21 protein-coding genes are annotated in these 17499 nt (G+C 31.7%); 3 read left to right on the top strand and 18 right to left on the bottom strand.

Annotated elements, in window-relative coordinates:
* Positions 1-194: 194 nt before the first annotated feature.
* Positions 195-749, top strand: a complete 555-nt coding sequence (locus H9L18_RS07885) for a hypothetical protein (RefSeq protein ID WP_126793203.1) — start codon at positions 195-197, stop codon at positions 747-749.
* A 36-nt stretch (positions 750-785) separates the two neighbouring features.
* Here the strand turns inward: H9L18_RS07885 and H9L18_RS07880 are convergent, their stop codons facing one another.
* The 7 genes from H9L18_RS07880 to H9L18_RS07850 all read right to left on the bottom strand — a co-directional run bounded on the left by H9L18_RS07880 (position 786) and on the right by H9L18_RS07850 (position 6807).
* Complete coding sequence (locus tag H9L18_RS07880) at positions 786-1280, bottom strand: dihydrofolate reductase (protein WP_126793201.1); 495 nt, start codon at positions 1278-1280, stop codon at positions 786-788.
* A 30-nt stretch (positions 1281-1310) separates the two neighbouring features.
* A complete protein-coding gene (locus H9L18_RS07875) occupies positions 1311-2258 on the bottom strand; it encodes a thymidylate synthase (protein WP_126793199.1) in 948 nt (315 codons plus the stop codon).
* 12 nt (positions 2259-2270) lie between these two features.
* Positions 2271-4163, bottom strand: coding sequence for an ABC-F family ATP-binding cassette domain-containing protein (locus H9L18_RS07870; RefSeq protein WP_126793197.1), 1893 nt, complete (start codon positions 4161-4163; stop codon positions 2271-2273).
* A 121-nt stretch (positions 4164-4284) separates the two neighbouring features.
* A complete protein-coding gene (locus H9L18_RS07865; RefSeq protein ID WP_126793195.1) occupies positions 4285-4743 on the bottom strand; it encodes a hypothetical protein in 459 nt (152 codons plus the stop codon).
* A 110-nt stretch (positions 4744-4853) separates the two neighbouring features.
* Entirely contained in the window at positions 4854-5210 is a 357-nt protein-coding gene (locus tag H9L18_RS07860) for a thioesterase family protein (RefSeq protein ID WP_126793193.1), read from the bottom strand.
* A 9-nt stretch (positions 5211-5219) separates the two neighbouring features.
* The gene (locus H9L18_RS07855; RefSeq protein ID WP_126793191.1) at positions 5220-6422 is read right to left on the bottom strand and encodes a CCA tRNA nucleotidyltransferase; all 1203 of its coding nucleotides are present in this window, start codon (positions 6420-6422) and stop codon (positions 5220-5222) included.
* 37 nt (positions 6423-6459) lie between these two features.
* Positions 6460-6807, bottom strand: coding sequence for a nucleotide pyrophosphohydrolase (locus tag H9L18_RS07850; protein WP_126793189.1), 348 nt, complete (start codon positions 6805-6807; stop codon positions 6460-6462).
* Positions 6808-6933: 126 nt separating this feature from the next.
* On the opposite strand from H9L18_RS07850, the gene H9L18_RS07845 reads away from it, so the two are divergent.
* Entirely contained in the window at positions 6934-7809 is an 876-nt protein-coding gene (locus H9L18_RS07845; RefSeq protein WP_126793187.1) for a YitT family protein, read from the top strand.
* 19 nt (positions 7810-7828) lie between these two features.
* On the opposite strand, the gene H9L18_RS07840 is transcribed toward H9L18_RS07845, so the two are convergent.
* The 10 genes from H9L18_RS07840 to H9L18_RS07795 form a co-directional block, all read right to left on the bottom strand.
* A complete protein-coding gene (locus H9L18_RS07840) occupies positions 7829-8377 on the bottom strand; it encodes a YpiB family protein (RefSeq protein ID WP_126793185.1) in 549 nt (182 codons plus the stop codon).
* Between the two features lie 5 nt (positions 8378-8382).
* Positions 8383-9636, bottom strand: a complete 1254-nt coding sequence (locus H9L18_RS07835) for a tetratricopeptide repeat protein (protein ID WP_126793183.1) — start codon at positions 9634-9636, stop codon at positions 8383-8385.
* A 9-nt stretch (positions 9637-9645) separates the two neighbouring features.
* Entirely contained in the window at positions 9646-10698 is a 1053-nt protein-coding gene (locus H9L18_RS07830) for a hypothetical protein (protein WP_126793181.1), read from the bottom strand.
* Between the two features lie 76 nt (positions 10699-10774).
* Positions 10775-11017: a GlsB/YeaQ/YmgE family stress response membrane protein gene (locus H9L18_RS07825; protein WP_126793179.1), complete on the bottom strand. Its 243-nt coding sequence runs from the start codon at positions 11015-11017 to the stop codon at positions 10775-10777.
* A 99-nt stretch (positions 11018-11116) separates the two neighbouring features.
* Positions 11117-11911, bottom strand: a complete 795-nt coding sequence (locus H9L18_RS07820) for a C39 family peptidase (RefSeq protein WP_126793177.1) — start codon at positions 11909-11911, stop codon at positions 11117-11119.
* 11 nt (positions 11912-11922) lie between these two features.
* Entirely contained in the window at positions 11923-12285 is a 363-nt protein-coding gene (gene fliS, locus H9L18_RS07815; RefSeq protein WP_126793175.1) for a flagellar export chaperone FliS, read from the bottom strand.
* A 21-nt stretch (positions 12286-12306) separates the two neighbouring features.
* A complete protein-coding gene (locus H9L18_RS07810; RefSeq protein WP_126793173.1) occupies positions 12307-12642 on the bottom strand; it encodes a hypothetical protein in 336 nt (111 codons plus the stop codon).
* An 18-nt stretch (positions 12643-12660) separates the two neighbouring features.
* On the bottom strand, positions 12661-14160 hold the full coding sequence (gene fliD / locus H9L18_RS07805; protein ID WP_126793171.1) for a flagellar filament capping protein FliD: 1500 nt from the start codon (positions 14158-14160) through the stop codon (positions 12661-12663).
* 5 nt (positions 14161-14165) lie between these two features.
* Positions 14166-14543 (bottom strand): flagellar protein FlaG, encoded by a 378-nt coding sequence (locus H9L18_RS07800; RefSeq protein ID WP_126793169.1) that lies wholly within the window; start codon positions 14541-14543, stop codon positions 14166-14168.
* Between the two features lie 84 nt (positions 14544-14627).
* Positions 14628-15755: a flagellin N-terminal helical domain-containing protein gene (locus H9L18_RS07795; RefSeq protein WP_126793167.1), complete on the bottom strand. Its 1128-nt coding sequence runs from the start codon at positions 15753-15755 to the stop codon at positions 14628-14630.
* A 202-nt stretch (positions 15756-15957) separates the two neighbouring features.
* On the opposite strand from H9L18_RS07795, the gene H9L18_RS07790 reads away from it, so the two are divergent.
* Positions 15958-16506 (top strand): YrrS family protein, encoded by a 549-nt coding sequence (locus H9L18_RS07790; RefSeq protein ID WP_126793165.1) that lies wholly within the window; start codon positions 15958-15960, stop codon positions 16504-16506.
* A gap of 31 nt (positions 16507-16537) precedes the next feature.
* Here H9L18_RS07790 and H9L18_RS07785 read toward each other — a convergent pair whose 3' ends face one another.
* On the bottom strand, positions 16538-17497 hold the full coding sequence (locus H9L18_RS07785) for a flagellin N-terminal helical domain-containing protein (protein WP_126793164.1): 960 nt from the start codon (positions 17495-17497) through the stop codon (positions 16538-16540).
* Positions 17498-17499 lie beyond the last annotated feature (2 nt).

The raw sequence follows: 17499 nt of genomic DNA, 5'->3' as shown, positions 1-17499 counted from the left end.
AATACCTGAAGGCTGCTTTTTAGCAGTCTTTTTTTATGAAAAAGCTTTATAAGTTGTTACGTTAATAAAAACTTATGTTAAATCTTACCAAATGTCTCTTTTTGGAATTTTATGGTTTCTAAAAGGAGTGACTTTTTCACTTTTATCGATATAATAGAGGTTGGAAATAACAATCAAAAAAAGGAAATGTAATAATGGAAGTTTTTTTAATTTATTCAGCTAATCAAAGTTTTTTATCAAAAGCCATTAAGTGTTACACAAAAGAAACCTATAATCACGTTTCAATCGCACTTGATAAAGAGTTAAATCAAACTTATAGTTTTGGAAGAAAAAAAATAACAAATCCATTAATCGGTGGTTTTGTACAAGAAGATTTTTGGGATCCCTTCTTTTTAACAAGTGAGTGTGCTATCTATTCACTCAAAATTACTCAAGAGCAATATCAGTCTATGATCAAAGAAATTGACTACTTCGAAGTAAACAAACAGTTATTTCAATACAATTTCTTAGGACTTCTTGCTTTATCTTTAAAACTTAATTTTGAAAGAGAACATGCTTTTTTCTGTTCTGAATTCATCGCTACTCTACTTTCTAAAAGTAAAGTTACAAACTTTCAAAAAAAACATCATTTTGTTACACCAAAAGATATTTTGGAGTTACGGGAACTTGAGAAAATCTATGAAGGGCAAGTTATTAATTACTTGGTCGCAAATGAAAGTTCTAATTTTATTAATGTTTTAACAACATAAAAAAAACGCAATTGCTATTTAAGCAATTTGCGTTTTTTATTTGCTATTTCTTTGGTATGTTTCAAAATCATGTGGATAGCTATTCTTGTCATCAACAGTCCCTTCACTAGTGCTGACAATATTCCACTCTTCCCAATCTAGATAAGGAAAATAAGTATCTCCTTCAAACTCATGTTTAATTAATGTTCGATAGAGCACATCAATGTGAGGCAAGAAAGATTTATAAATTTCTCCTCCACCAGTAATAAATGTAATTCCTTCGAAGCTTTCAGCAAATTCAATAACCTCATCAACAGAGTTCATCACTTTTGCTCCGTTTCCATCATAGTTTTTATCTGACGTTAAGACAATTGTTTGACGATTAGGCAATAGATTTTTACCCATTCCTTCAAATGTTTTACGTCCCATGACAATGACATTATTTTCTGTCATTTGTTTAAAAAACTGTAAATCATCTGGCAAATGCCAAGGCAAAACGTCGTTCTTCCCAATCAAACCGTTCTCATCCTGCGCCCATATAGCTGCTATCATTTATTAATATCCTCCCCAAATATATATCCCTTACACTGCAATTGGTGCTTTAATTGTTGGATGTGGCTTATAATCCAACAATTTAATATCTTCCATTTCAAATTCAAAAATTGATTGCTTTTCTTTATTGATTTCCAAAGTTGGAAATTCACGAACGTCTCGAGATAACTGTTCATTCATTTGATCAATATGATTAGAGTATAAGTGAGCATCACCTAATGTATGAACAAAATCTCCCACTTCTAATCCAGTCTCATGAGCAATTAAATGTGTTAAAAGAGCGTAACTAGCAATATTAAAAGGAACTCCCAAAAATACGTCTGCGCTTCTTTGATAAAGTTGGCAACTTAGTTTCCCATCAGCAACATAAAACTGAAATAACGTATGACATGGCGGTAAAGCCATATTAGGAATATCTTCTGGATTCCAAGCCGAAACAATTAATCGTCTTGAATCTGGATTACCTTTAATCATATCTATAACGTCTTGCAATTGATCAATCGTTTCACCTTGTGACGTTTTCCAATGACGCCACTGGGACCCGTAAATATTACCAAGTTCACCGTATTTAGAAGCAAATACATCATCTGATAGTATCTTATCACAAAACTCTTTCAATTCCTTTTGATAAACTTCATTAAATTCCTCGTCTTTAACAGCTCTTCTTCCAAAATCAGTCATGTCCGGTCCTGTGTAATCAGAACTTTTGATGTATCTTTCAAAAGCCCACTCGTCCCAGATATGATTATTGTGTTGTAAAAGAAACTTAATATTAGTATCTCCTTTTAAAAACCACAATAATTCACTTTTAATTAAAGAAAATGGAACCCTTTTAGTCGTTAACAAAGGAAAGCCTTCACCTAAATCAAATCTCATTTGGTGACCAAAAACACTTTTAGTTCCTGTACCAGTTCGGTCATGTTTAGTGACACCTTCATCCAGAATTCTTTTTGCTAAGTTTAAATATTCTTGTTCCACTTAGGTTCCTCCTTATTCATTTACAAACTGACTCAAATATTCCCAACGTTCCATCTTTTCTTCCAGTTGACTCTCAGATAAAGTAACTTCTTTTTGAATATCTTGCAACTTTAAAGCATCACTTGCATGATTGAACATGTCACTTTGTAACTTTTCTATTAACGTTTCTAATTGTTCAATATCATCTTCAATAGTTTCCCATTCTTTTTGTTCCATGTAAGTTAATTTTTGTTTTTCTACCTTAATTTTATCAGAATCAGTATTTTCTTTTTTTACTTTTTTGTCACTTAAAAGTACTTCTTTTGATAACTCAAGAGAGTCAAGATAGGAACTCATTGTACCAAAATAGGTTTCAATAATTCCTTCTCCTTTAAACACAAGTAATTTATCCATTGTTTTATCTAAAAAATACCGGTCATGACTTACCGTAATAACAGCTCCTTGGAACTGATTAAGGTAATCTTCTAAAATAGTTAATGTTTCAATATCTAGATCATTTGTCGGTTCATCTAAAAGTAATACATTAGGTTGTTGAATTAATATTTTCAATAAATAAAGTCTTCTTTTTTCTCCACCAGATAATTTTTCTATCACTGTTCCATGTGTTTCACGAGGGAATAAAAATCGTTCTAACATCTCTGTTGTTGAGATAGATGTTCCATCTTTTTGTTCCACCTGCTCAGCTTGTTCTTGAAGGTATTGAATCATTCTTTTAGACTCGTCCAAGCCTTCATTTTCTTGTGTATAATAACCAATCCTAACTGTTTCACCCAAGTCAATTGTTCCTGAGTCAAGTTGAAATTTCCCTGTGATTAGATTGAGTAGCGTTGATTTTCCAGCACCGTTTTCTCCAGTTATCCCAAGTCTTTCATTAGATTGAATTAATAAATTAAAATCTTTTAAAATTGTTTTGTCTGCTATATCAAAGTTAGCTTCTTTAATCTCAAGAACTTTTTTTCCTAAACGTTTTGTGTTAATTGAAATATCTAAATTATCTGTGTTATCACTTGTTGAAACAGATTCTTTTAAGTCATTGAAACGAGAAATACGGGCTTGCTGTTTTGTTCCACGTGCCTTAACACCTGCTCTCATCCAAGCAAGTTCTTGTTTGAATAGTTGTTTTTGTTTGTGGCTTTGTCTAGCCTCTTCTTCTTCTCTTTCAGCTCTCATCATAAGGTATGCTTCATAGTTCCCTTGATATTCATGAAGGTTTCCTTTTGAAAGTTCCATTATTCTATTAGTTACACGGTCTAAAAAATAACGGTCATGTGTTGTTACAACTAAAGAACCCTTATAATCTTTCAAATAATTTTCTAACCAACGAATACTTTTATAATCTAAGTGGTTAGTTGGCTCATCTAATAATAATAAATCGGGTGCTTGAATTAATACTTGAGCTAACCCTAGACGTTTTTTTTGTCCACCTGATAGTTCCTTAACTTTTTTATCCAAAAATAAGATACCTAACTTACTTAAAATTGTTTTAGCATTTGTATCTGCTAACCAAGCATCTTCTTGATTCATTAATTCTTCAGCTTGTTGATATTTTTTCTGGAAAGTCTCATCTGCTCCATCAATCGACAAATTAGCTAGAGCTAATTCATATTCGCGAACAGCTTTAATAATAGGCGTATTTCCTTGAAAAACGGTATCTAATACGGTTAGATTTTCATCAAAATTAATCGTTTGAGAAAGATAACCAATTTGGTAATCATGCGGAAAGTCTAATTCCCCTTTTTCAGCACTGTCGATCCCTGCTAAAATATTCATTAAAGTTGATTTTCCAGTTCCATTAATTCCAATTAACCCAATTCGATCTCCTTCACGAATTAAAAAAGAAACATCATTTAGTAAATCTTTAATACCATATGATTTTTTTAAATTATCTGCACGCAGCATTTTCATTAAATTTACCTACTCTCAAAATAGTCTTGTTTATTCTACCAAAATTAGGTACTCAAAACAAGCTAGTGCCTCGTTAAGCACAAAAAAACACTGAAAAATTTCAGTGTTTTTATTAATTTAATTAGAATTTGTCTGCATATACTTCTGTTACTGTTTTTTCTGCATCTATTACGATGTAAAGTTTATTTTCTGAAGAAACTTTTGTTGTTTGATAGACATTATCTAATCCCTCTTGACCTGGAGTTGCTTTGTCTTTATATGGGAAGTAGATTAAATCACTTGAATTATCATCAAAAATGATAGACATTTTTTCAATATCTTGATATTTAACTGCACGAGCAAACATACCTGATTCTAATCCACCTGTGTTAATATCATCTGTTTGAACATGATCAGCTTCCTGGTTGATTTCAATTTTTAGACCTTCACATGGACGTATTTTTTGAAAATCACTTCCATTGATTCTGCCATAGCTTGTTGTTACTTTACTAATCCATAAATCACCAATATCTTCGCGGTTTATAGACCATGTTTCACCGTTTCTAAAATAGAATTTGAAGCTACTCATTTCTTTTGACATCTATGATCTCCTCTTTCCTATCAAGTTACATTTCTTTGCTACACCAATAGTATAGCACGTATTTTTTGAAAAATAAACAAGTTTATTAAATTTTTCACAAATTAAATTTATTATCCTATGTGAGAAAGAAAAGAAGATACATTGACAATTGCTCGTTCATGTTCTCCGTATCCAATTTTCTTTTCTCCTTCAAACATTTCAAATGAAAAAATAATTCTTTTTCCTTTTTGTTCTTTTATTTCAGAAGAAACTTTAATATTGGCCCCTACTAGAGAAGCTTTAATATGTTTAAAATCAATATGAATGCCGACAGTTGTTTCTTCCTCACTCACTAAATCTTTAGATTGATTCATACATGTGTTTTCAGCCATTGCAATAGCACTTGGTGTTGCTAAAACATCCAGCGTCCCAGATCCCATCACTTTTGCTGTTTCATTTTCTGATACGACAAATTCTTTTTGATACATGTCTTCAGCTCACTTTCTTAAAATTTTCGCTTGTTCTAATAGTTTTTCTTTATTGTTAGGTAGTTCTCCGTTTAACACTTTTTCCTCAAGAGTACTCAATATTTCACCTAACCAAGGTCCTGGCTGAGCATCTAGATAAGCTAATACTTCTTTTCCATTAACTTCTAATTCTTTCATTGATTTAATCGGGAGTTTCTCATAACTTATCATTACTTGTTCTAATGTTGATTCTTCGCCTAAAATAATTCTTACTTCTTCAACTAGAATAACAACTTCTTCTCCCGAGCGGTAGAGATCATCATTGCTCCACTCTTCTAATTTTCTTTTCTTTAATTGTTTCATTCCTTGATTGACATTTTGTAAAATTTTATTTGAACATTTCCAATCTCTTAAAAAATGGTTTGTATTCTCAATATCTAAAACGTAACATAAAAGTAACCAAGCTATCTCTTCACTTTTAATGACTAAGCTTTCATTTAAAAGCAGTAAATTCGTTAACTCTTTTTGTTTATTTTTTAAACCTGGACAATACTGATAACATCCTGTTTCTATAAAAGTAAGTAGGCCTTTATTTCTATAGTTTCCTAATAAAAGTTTTATCCACTCAATATTTATTCTTTCAACAGATATTTTATCTAATAGAGCATGATGCTCTTTAATAGCTTCTTTAGTTTTTTCTTCAATAGTAAAGTTCAGTTGACTTGAAAATCGTAAGCCTCTCATCATTCTTAAAGCATCCTCATTGAATCTCTCAGAAGGATTTCCGACTGCTACAATTTCTTTTTTATTAATTGCCTCAATCCCATTAAATAAATCAATTATTTTACCATCTAAATTCATTGCTAAAGCATTCATAGTAAAGTCTCGACGTTTTAAATCCTCTTCTAAAGATCTAACAAAAGTAACTTCATCTGGTCTACGGTAGTCCTGGTAAGTTGATTCAGTTCTAAAAGTTGTCACTTCATATTGCTCATGCTCAAATAAAACCAAAACAGTACCATGTTCAATTCCAACATCAACTGTCTTTTTAAAAATCTGTTTTACTTCTTCTGGAAAGGCACTTGTTGCAATATCCACATCGTGAAGAGGATGATTTAAAAAAATATCTCGAACACTTCCCCCAACGAAATAAGCTTCAAATCCAGCTTGTTCGATTTTTTCAATAATAGGTATAGCCTGCTTAAATTCTAGTGGCATCTTTTCAATAGTCATTTGTCATTTTCCATTCTTTTTTTATTTATCTAATTTGTTAGTCTTTGATTCGTTCATCTACCCTTTCAAAACGAAATTTATCCCGTTTATTGAATTTAGTCATATTATCTTGAAATACTTGCGTTAAATCTATTTCTAAAGAATTAGCCATAATAATCGTCGCAATTAAAACATCTCCAATTTCTTCTGCCACACTTTTTGGAAGCTCTGATTCTTTCTTTTGTTTTTCTCCATAATGATGATTAATTTCTCGAGCTAATTCCCCAGTTTCTTCTGTCAATCTAGCTAATTGAGATAACGGTGAAAAATACCCCGTTTTAAACTGATTAATATAACTATCTAATTCTTCTTGCATCTCTTTTAAATTTTGGCTTTTTGAGGTCATTTTTCAATCAATCCTTCTTTTTTACTTCTAGCTCATATCTTATAAAAGATACTTCAATTTTTCAACCATCCGCCTCTTGTTGCGCCTTATAGATAATGATAAGATAACAATTGAGGATGTGATAAAATGAAATTTAATAAACAAGCTTTGTTGGATATTTTTTTAATTTTTATCGGTACAAGTATTTACAGCTTTGGGCTAGTTGTCTTCAACATACCTAACAATTTAGCCGAAGGTGGGGTAACAGGGATTACTTTAATCATTTACAATATGATTGGCTTTAACCCAGCCTACAGTACTCTCTTATTAAATATACCACTTATTTTAATTGGGTTGAAAATTTTTGGGTTTAGATCTTTGATTTACACACTTGTGGGAACGTTTTCTCTATCTCTAAATATTTTATTGTGGCAAAAAGCTAATATTGCTATTTCCGTTGACAACGATCTTCTTATTGCGGCTCTACTTGCCGGTCTTTTCGGTGGTGTTGGGAGCGGGATTGTTTACAAAGTTGGTGGAACGACTGGCGGAACAGATATCGTTGCTAGGATCATCGAAAAAAATATTGGTTTAACAATGGGGCGTTCGATGCTTATTTTAGACGTCATTGTTTTAATTCTTTCACTTAGCTATCTTTCCTTAAAAGAAATGATGTACACATTAATTGCTGTTTTTGTTTTTAGTATTGTCGTTGATTTTGTCCAAGAAGGAAGCTACAGTGCTAGAGGAATTCTTATTATTTCTGATAAAAACGACTTAATTTCTAGCCAAATTTTAGAAGAACTCGAACGTGGTTCCACTTTTCTCAAATCAGAAGGTGCTTATTCGAATGTAGAGCGCGATATTATCTACTGTGTGGCCTCTCCACCTGAGATTAATACTATTAAAGACATCTGTCATGAAATTGATCCTAAGGCCTTTATATCGGTTCTAACAATCAATGAAGTTATAGGAGAAGGTTTCTCCTATGAAAAGATGAAAGCTATTAAAAGAAAACGCTAAAAAGACTCCATTTCCAAATTTAGTTGGAAATGAAGTCTTTTTTTAATTGTTTGAATCTATTTGATAATTCGATGAACTCAGCTTCGTTACCTTTTTCTAAAGCTAAATCAATTCTTTCTTCTAAGTCATTCAGTTGAAACTTCCTATCTTCTGTGGTGAAGAAAGTTTCTAACTCTTCCAGGATCTCAAGTTGAAGATCTTCATCAATCGGTTCATACTCATTTTTTTCTAAAATAGAAAGATATTCTGTTTTTTTAAAACGATCTTTAAATTTAATTTCAATATACAACAATTCTTTTCTATTCATACGAATTTCATGAAATATCGCATTAGCATCTAAAATGCTAAGACCTTGTTTTGTCATCTCAATTCCAGGACCTTCTTCGAATTCGTCTACAATCACAAGTCCCCTGGGTGTATGGAGAGCCTGTTCAACAAAAACAACCTTATTTAACATTATTTCATGATTAATTAAATAATTTAAAATCCAATAAGATTCCCTTGCTTTTAAAGTAACTGATTGAATAATAAAGTTTAGAAATCTCTTTTTTTCAGCTAGTTCGATCATTCAAATTACCACCGTTCATCTTCAATTAATGAGGCAATCTCGATATCTCCAGGAACAATTGATATATACTGCTTCAGCAATTCATTTGCAACGTCTATTTGACCTTCTTCTCTTAAGAACAAAGCATAATCTTTCAAAAATTCAGGGTCATCTAAAAGTGTCTCTTTGGCTTTTTCATAAAATTCTTTAGCTTTATCAAATTCCTCTAAACCATTATAAGCTTGAGCTAATATCCATTCAGAGAAGTTTTGCTCTTTGTTTTCTAACGTATCCATCAATTGAATTACTTCTTCGTATTCTTCTTCTTTTAATAAAAGCTCTGCTAAACGCATTTTAGAAAGGTCTGCATCTATTTCTAATGAAATAACTTCTTCTAAATATTGTTTTGCTTGATCTTTATCACCTAAATGATAAGCCGTGTCTGAAGCCAAATGATAAAGTGATGTTTCATAAGGATTTTGAGAAATTCCTTCTTCAATAATTTCTATGACTTCATCATGTAATCCTTCATCAAAAAGGATTTGAGCAAGAGGATAGTAAACTTGATTAAACGATTCATCCATCAATTTAACTTGTTTTAATAACTCAATAGCACGCTCATTTTCTTCCAATTGGTAAAAAGTTAACGCTAATTGGAATAGTCTCTCTACAGTTTCATCTTCTTCAATGGCTTTTTCTAAATGGATAATGGCGTGTTCAAAGTCACCAATTCTAGATAAAGCAACACCGATTCTTTCATCTAAACTAATAGGAGATTCTCCTTCTTTAAAGCTGCCTCTTAATTTTTCATACATGTCTACTGCTTTTAAATAGTCTTCATTTGAAAAATAGAGTTCTGCCAGAGATAAATCAAGTAATGGTTCGTCAGGTAAGTATTCTTTAGCTTGTTTTAATTTTCTCTCACTTACTTCAGGTATATTTAAAACTTGATAAATATCTGCTTGAGTAATTAAACTTTGAGCATATAAATCACTTGTCTCTTCAATTGATTCTAGGAAAGTAAAAGCTTTTTCCAAGTCATCATTTTCAATCGCAATTTCAGCTAAAGCAATTTTCAATGTTTCTTCTTCTGGAAATTCCTCGAATAATTTTTCATAAAGTGTTTCTGATTCTTCAATAAAGCCTAATTGGAATAAATTATCTGCTAACTGAAGTCTTTCCTCTGCCAAATCTTCCATTTGAGCTTTTTCAAAAGCTAATTGTGCTTCTACTAAATCTCCATCAGATAATGCTTGTAACATTTTTTTACTATATGACATATTTTTCCCTCAACTATTCTTATTTAAATTTCGATATTCTTCAATAACTGAATACAATGATTCAATTGAAGGGCTATTCATTTTTTCTAATTGGCCAATAGAAACCAAGCACTCTAAATTCTTATGGCGGTTTACTTCTAATGAAATACTTTTAGCTAAATCATAAGTTATCATTTGATTTGGTAATAGTAACTTTCGACCAACAATTTGTTCAAACCATAAATAAAATTTTCTAAACTCAAAATCAATTTGATTTTCTTTGATTCCCCACAACGTATGAAGTAAAAAACCGATATCATTCTTTTGATTTTGAGATAAATAATGAGATTCATTCAACTGATAAAAACTTTTTGAAAAAAGTAAACCATATGTCAGTGAAGAAAAATGAGTTGTTTCTAAAATTTCAATAACTATTTCAACAAACGGTGCAAAAAAAGCATGCTTTTTAGATTTAGACGCTTGATACAAATTAGTTAGCAACTCCTTTTTACAGGTAAGCCCTAATTTAACAAGCGTTATAAAATCTTCTGTCCAAGATTCTATTGGTTCCAATTCATTCAACATTGTATCGTAAACAACTCTTTCTGGCAAAACAAATTGTTTTGTATAGATGGCTAAGCTTGAACTAAGTAAAACAGCCTCTCCTGTTAACGAATGGGTGAACCCTGTCATTGTTGTTGGAACATAAAAAAAGTTAGAAATATAAAAAGATGTTACTTTTAACGTCCCGCATAAATGATAAATGAAACTATCTCCTGCACCCAGCAATAAAGTGCCTTCAGGTAATTTCATCTCTTCCATATAAGTTAAAATACGGTGATATAATTCAAACTGATTAATTGATTCAGGCGTTGGACAAATAAACCAATGATACTGAGTCTGATCCTCAAAAAGGGTTGTCATTTTTTCATAATACATTTCATAAAAAGGTTGAGAGGTTACAAATAACACACAAGGAAAATGAGTTAGCTCTGAAAAATTTTGTTGGAATAACAAACGATTAAACGATTCCGCATAAATAATTTGAGTTGTTTCATTATTTTTATTAAAAGTAGTCCTCATTTTAACACCCTCTTTCATCTCTAGTTTACCATAATTGGCTTCAATACAGAAAAAGAGACTGACTTATTCGTCAATCTCACTTTCTAGTAAACATAGAAACGACAGCCACAACAATAACTGCGCCTAAAATGGAAGGTACAAGTGCCATTCCAGCTAAATGACCACCCCAATCTGAACCGAACAATTTATGCCCTACTGTTGATCCAATGAGTCCTGCGATGATATTAAAGACACAACCTTTTGGATTTCCTTTATCTACAAGCCCACCTGCAATTGCACCAATAACGGCACCTACAACTAAAACCCAAATCCAATACATAAAAAAACCTCCACTTCCTAAATCTCTATCTACTTATCATTGTAAAATAAAGACAAAAAAATAGTCAAGACTTATGCTAGTCCATGACTATCTAATGCGTTATTTAAGATATAAACTTTGTTTTCCCATGTTTTGATAAATTTGATTGAATTTACTTTTTTCAATTTTAACTTCCTTGCCATAAGCGTCATTTAGATACACGTTTTCTTGATCAAACCCAATAATAACAGCAGCGTGATGCTTGAAGCTGACTTGTTTGATTCCATTTTTAGTACGCCAATCTAAAAAATCAGATGACTTTGGCACAGAGTAATCAATCGTGACAACAACCCAGATTGGATGACCCTCTTTAACTAGTCCTAACAAGTGATCTAACTCTTCACCTGTACTATTAATGACTGTATAGTTCTCATTAACTACACTTCTAGCTAATTTTTCAATAGGTCCTACGTTGACACCAGTTCCCAGATTTTTACCTGTGGCATCTCCAACAAAGCCCTCATCTGGATCACCAAGATAACCTACTTCATCTTGATAAGGAACCTTTTCAATTCTATCTTGTAAGTCATTCTTGCTGTAATCAAAGTGATAATACCCAAGCAACATACTAAGAGCAGTTACTTCACAGCCATATTTTAAAGCTGGCTCACTCATTTGATTGATAAGAGGTACAGGTAGTTTGTACGATTCAACATTACTTGTGTTCTCTTGAGTTGTTCTCATACCTATAAGCAAGTTATTTTTTGTTTTTGCTGGTTGTTCTTTATATGAAATTTGATCATCTGTTTCCATTTTAGATGAAGCAAATGCAATTATTTTTTTCAAACTAAAAAAAAGACTCAAAATTGTAAACCAAATAAAAATTTTCTTTGCGACTTTTTTTTTCTTTGTCATGTTCTACATCCTCACAGTGCTTGCCAAGTTTGCAATAATTCTTCCAACATTCCCTGTACTAATTCAACTTTTTCTTTATCTTTATTTAGATTAGCTTGTATTAGCTGATTAAACATAAAATCATATAGATCATTTAATTGATCAGACACATCACTACCTGGAATTTGATGGATAGACATTTTCAATTCCATGATGATATCTTGAACTTTAATTAATTGAGCATTTGATTCTTGTAAATTGTTTTTATCAATATGATAACTTGCTACTTTTAAATGTTTAATACCTGCTTCAAAAAGCATTTCAATCAAACGTTTTGGTGATGCTGTTAAAACTTGATTGTTAAGATAAGCTGTATTTCCTTTTTTGTAAGTCATGGTTCACCTCTAATTTTAAACTTAAAAGTCTTTATCAATAAAATACGAATCTGAAAAGTCATAAACGTATTGATTTCTTATTTTGTGTGCTTGATTCAACTGATTAATTTTATTAAAAAATTCATTTTTTTCTTTAGAAAGATAATCAGTCATTCGTCTTGTTTTAACAAGTAATTGTTCTAATCGACAATTTTCCATTTCAGATAAATTTTTTTCTGATAAACTTTGATATTTTTTCATTAAATCATCGTTCTCATTTAAGATTTTAAAGGCTTCATCAGTTGTACCGTCCCAACTTAACACATTCCGTAACATTTCTTGTACTAAGTACTCTGAAAATTTTGTTGTTTCTAACAAAAGCCATCCACTCCTTCATTATCTAGCCGCAAAAGAATCGATTTGACTTTGTAGATAAGCCATCTGTGCTTCTGCATTCATCATTACTTGATCCAACTTCGTAAACGTTCTAACGTAGTAATCCTTTTTCTTTTCAATTTTGACATTGAATCGTTTGATTCTTTCATCAATATCTTTCATGTTACTCTCTAAAGTCTCTGTTTTTGATTTAAAGACACTTTTCTTACCCTTCGTATCATCTAAATACTCATTCATTAACTCTTTTAATTTAACAGTATAACCAAACTCTGATTTCTCAAATTCCATTGTCGGCTTACCATCTGGACCAGTCACTTCTTTTATTTCTTTCTTTTCATTGTAAAAGAAATTTTGGACTGCTTCAGGATCTTTTTTTAGAGCTGCTTTGAATTTTTCTTCATCAAAAGTAATCGTTGCTGTTTTATCTTTACTTTCAATCCCAAGCTCCATCGGTGTAACGATATTCGTTTTATCATTATTTCCTGGCGCTCCAGTCATTAAGAATCTTAAACTTGATTGTAATCTCATCATTGAGCCATCACCGTTTAAAGTTCCTGCTTTGTTATCTTTTTTACTTGGATCTCCAACAGAGGTTTTTTCTGAAATGAATCCCATTACGTTATTGTATTGTTCAACAAAATCTTTAACAGCTGTTGTCAATTTTTCTGTGTCTGTTTTTAAACTAAGGTTCACATTTTCTTTTGTTTCACCAAGTAAATGAATCGTCACGTTTTCAATAACATCACTTACTTCATTCGAAGAACGTGTAACTTTCATTCCGTCAATTGTAAATATAGCATCTTCACCAGGAACTTTTTCAGCTTTATCTAAACCTAAACCATTTAGAACATCACCTTTGACTTCAAAATCTTTTTCTCCTGTTTCAACACTAGTTAAAATTAATCGATTATTAATCACAGATGCTTTGATACCTGTTTGTTTTGATTCTTGATTAATCTTGTTTGTAATTTCTTTCAAACTATCTTTTTCATCAATTGTGATATCAAGAGTTTTTGGCGGTTTCGTTTCAGTTTTTCCATCTAGTGTATCTACTTTAATTTCTTTTTCTGATTTTAGCGGTAACGTTAGTTTCCCCGAAACGCTTAACTCATCATAGATGGTTTTATCTTTTAATTTAGCTATTTCACCAGAAGTAATTTTTGTTGAAGTAGCTAATTTCTCAACCGTCACCTTATAATCTTCCACATCAGCTAAATCAGTTGCTGTTATTTTAACTTTTTCTGGGTGAGAACTTAACGTAATTTTAGTATTGAATGTTTCATTTTTTTGTAATTTTTCAAGATTAGTAAATAAGCTATTTAAACGAAGGCGTACATCTTTCCAAGCGTTTTGTTGCTCTGTCATTTTACTTTTTCTTAAATTCATTTTTGTTAACGGAACTGATTCCGCTTCAATTAACTTATCAATTTCCTTAGAGGTAATTCCTGAGTAAGTTCCTAATGTAGAACTAATTCCTGAAGCACTTCCGACACTTGCCATTTAAATCATCCTTCCTTGTTAACAATAATTCCAACCATTTCCCAAATGTTTGCAATAGAATCTAACATTTTTTCAGATGGAATCTCTCGAATCACTTCTTCTGTATTTGTGTCAACTAAGGTAATAATTGTTTTCTTAGTTGATTCATGTACTTTATAAGTTAATTTAGCATCCTTGCCCAGTAAATGTTTATTCGACTGATCAATCATTTTTTGCAATTGTTCTTGGCTATAGTTAGATAACGTTCCTGGTGTGTATTCATTTCCCTCAGGATCAATTATCTTTTTCTCTTTCACCGTTACATCTGCTACTTTTTCTACCTTTTTTACTGGCTCAGTCTCATTAATTATTCGATGAAGAACACTATGATTGTTGATATCCAACCCCAACACTCCTTAATCTAAATAAAGAATTTATTATATTACCAAATAAAAGCCGACCAAGAAAGTCGGCTTTTAATGAAGTTATTAACCTTGTAATAATGAAAGAACGCTTTGTGGCATTGCGTTTGCTTGAGCTAACATTGAAGTAGCTGCTTGAGCTAAGATGTTGCTCTTAGTGAATGACATCATTTCTTCAGCCATGTCTACGTCTCTAATACGAGAGTTAGCTTCAGTTAAGTTTTCTTGAGTTGTAGATAAGTTATTGATTGTGTGAGTTAGGCGGTTTTGTACAGCACCTAAGTCAGAACGAGCGCTAGAAACTGTTGCTTTAGCTTCGTCTAATTTGTTGATTGCTTCATCAGCACTTTTAGCATCTGATAAGTTTAATGCATCTAGACCTAATGTTGCAGAATCCATTTTTCCAATGCTCACACTGATTTTTTCACCAGAGTTTGCTCCAACGTGGAAGCTTAATTTAGAATCTTCTTTTGCAGCTACAGTAGTTGCTGTTGCAACTTTAGCATCAACTTCTGTTGCAGCAACTAAAGCTTTATCTTTAACTGTGATTGTACCAACTACTTTATCATCTTTTTTGATGTTAAAAGTTTTAGCATCAGCACCTGCTTCAACAGTATGTCCATCTACTGTAAAGGCAATATCTCCATCAGCTTCTTTTTTAGCTTTAATATCTAAATTACCAGCTGAAAGATCTTTGTTATCTGAAAATTTAACTGAAGAAATCAAGTCTTCTCCATCTGTTTCAACTTTAGTTGTTGTTTTAGCTGCTGAATCAAATGATCCATCTAGTAGAGTTTTTTGGTTAAAGTTAGTTGTATTTGCAATACGAGTAACTTCTTCTTTTAACGCTGAGAACTCTTTGTTGATTTCTGCACGGTCTTGGTTACCTAAAGTACCAGTAGCTCCTTGAGAAGCTAAGTCACGCATACGGTTGATAATTTCGTGAGTTTCGTTTAAAGCACCTTCAGCTGTTTGGATTAAAGAAATTCCATCTTGAGCGTTACGTACAGCTTGTTTTAATCCACTGATTTGGCCTTTCATTTTTTCAGAGATAGCAAGACCTGCAGCGTCATCACCTGCACGGTTGATACGGAATCCTGAAGATAATTTTGCTAATGAATTGCTTTTTGAAGCATTAGCTGATGTTAAACGTGAATATGTGTTTAACGCAGATACGTTTGTGTTAATTCTCATTTTTTGTTTCCTCCTGAAATAAATATGTTTTGTTGAGGTCGCCCTCTGTTATATATATCGGTCCGATTCCCATCTTGTTAAATCCTTTTTTAAACTTTTTTATAATTATTTTTAATTAATAGTTTTACTTCTCAAAATATGATAAAATCAACTAGAAAACATCTTAAAAAAGGAGAAATGACCTATTAATTTTTTTGAAAAAATGACGAGATATTTTAAAAATAATCCTAAAAAAGCTGCTGGTTTATTTTTTATTGTATGTTTTTTAATTTTTTTTAAAGTAATGACTCATGAAAAAGATAAATCGAAACAGTTAGAAATTGGAGGACCCAAAATAACACTTGAGTCTTCACAAAAAAAAGAACAAAAAAAGGTGTCGAAACCTAATTTAAAAGAAGAAAGTTCTAAAAAAATAGAGATTGAAACAAAAGAACCTAACGCAATTAATTCTTTTAAAATGAATGATTGGAAGCCTACGTCAACAAAACAGAAAGAGCCTCATCATACCAATTTTGGTGAAGACAGCATCGATCGTCAGGAAATGCAAACAGCTTTTTCTACAGCCCTTAATCTAGACACTAAACAAATTGAAGAGTGGTGGCTAGATAGTTATGACACAACAAGTATTTACGGTTACTTATCTAATAAAGAAACAAATCAGTTTTATAAAGTTAGTTTAAAATGGATAAAAAATGAAGGTTGGTTACCTGAATCTGTTATCGAACTATCCAAATTACCTGAGCATATATAAAAAAACTTCACGAGAATATCGTGAAGTTTTTTTATACAAAATCTAGAATGCTTGTTTGCATAATTTTAGTTCCCATTGAAAGAGACGCTTGATAAGCAACCATTTGATTAGCAAATTCCATATACTTCTGAACCACATCAACATCTTGCTTTTCAGAAAGAACTTCTTTCAAATTAATTGTTTCATTTTCGTTTCTGTCTTTAGCTGCTTCAAATCGGTTTGTAACTGTTCCAATTCTTGAACGGACATTAACAAAGTTTTCTGTATGAACATCAACTTTGGATAATAATTCTCCAGATAATTTTTCTTTATCATCACTATTCATAGCTTGAATGATGTCAGTAAAGAATGTGCTCAAATTTTCTGGGTCAGCTTCTGTTCCTTCTTCTTTCATAAATAATCTACCATCACTGATTAAATCAACTGTTACGCCTTTAGCGATTACTCTTGGCAAATTACCGTCTTTAGGAGTAACTGTGCCATCTCCATTTTTAACATCTTTTGTTCCGTTGTACTTAACTTCGATAATATCTCCCTTATCATCTTTTACAATTTCAAAAGGAGGTGTCTTTGTATTTTTTCCACCAAAGATATAACGGCCATCAAAGTTAGTATTTAAAGAATCCACAATTCCTTCTACTTCAGAAATGACTTCTTTTTTATTGGCTTGCAATTCTGCTTGGCCTTGAGTTCCTGTTGCACTTGATTCTATAAGCTGACGAATTCGATGTAGTGAATCAGTTGCACTCTCAAGAGCAGAATCTTGTGTTTTACCCCAAGCCATTGAATCTGAAATAGTTGAGTTAAAATACTCATTTTGTTGAATAGAGTCATTCATATTGATAATTTTAGCGAAAACTAAAGGATTATCTGATGACTTACTATATTCAGCAAAAGAATTTAATTGATCTTGATATTTTCTCAAACGATCTAAGTTAGTAGCCATATTACGGTTAAACTCAGTATAGATTGTCGAATTTGATACGCGCATTT

The organism is Vagococcus carniphilus (assembly GCF_014397115.1).
Lineage (GTDB): Bacteria > Bacillota > Bacilli > Lactobacillales > Vagococcaceae > Vagococcus > Vagococcus carniphilus.
Note: the sequence above shows the minus strand (reverse complement) of the source record. Positions and strands in the feature narration are given on the sequence as shown.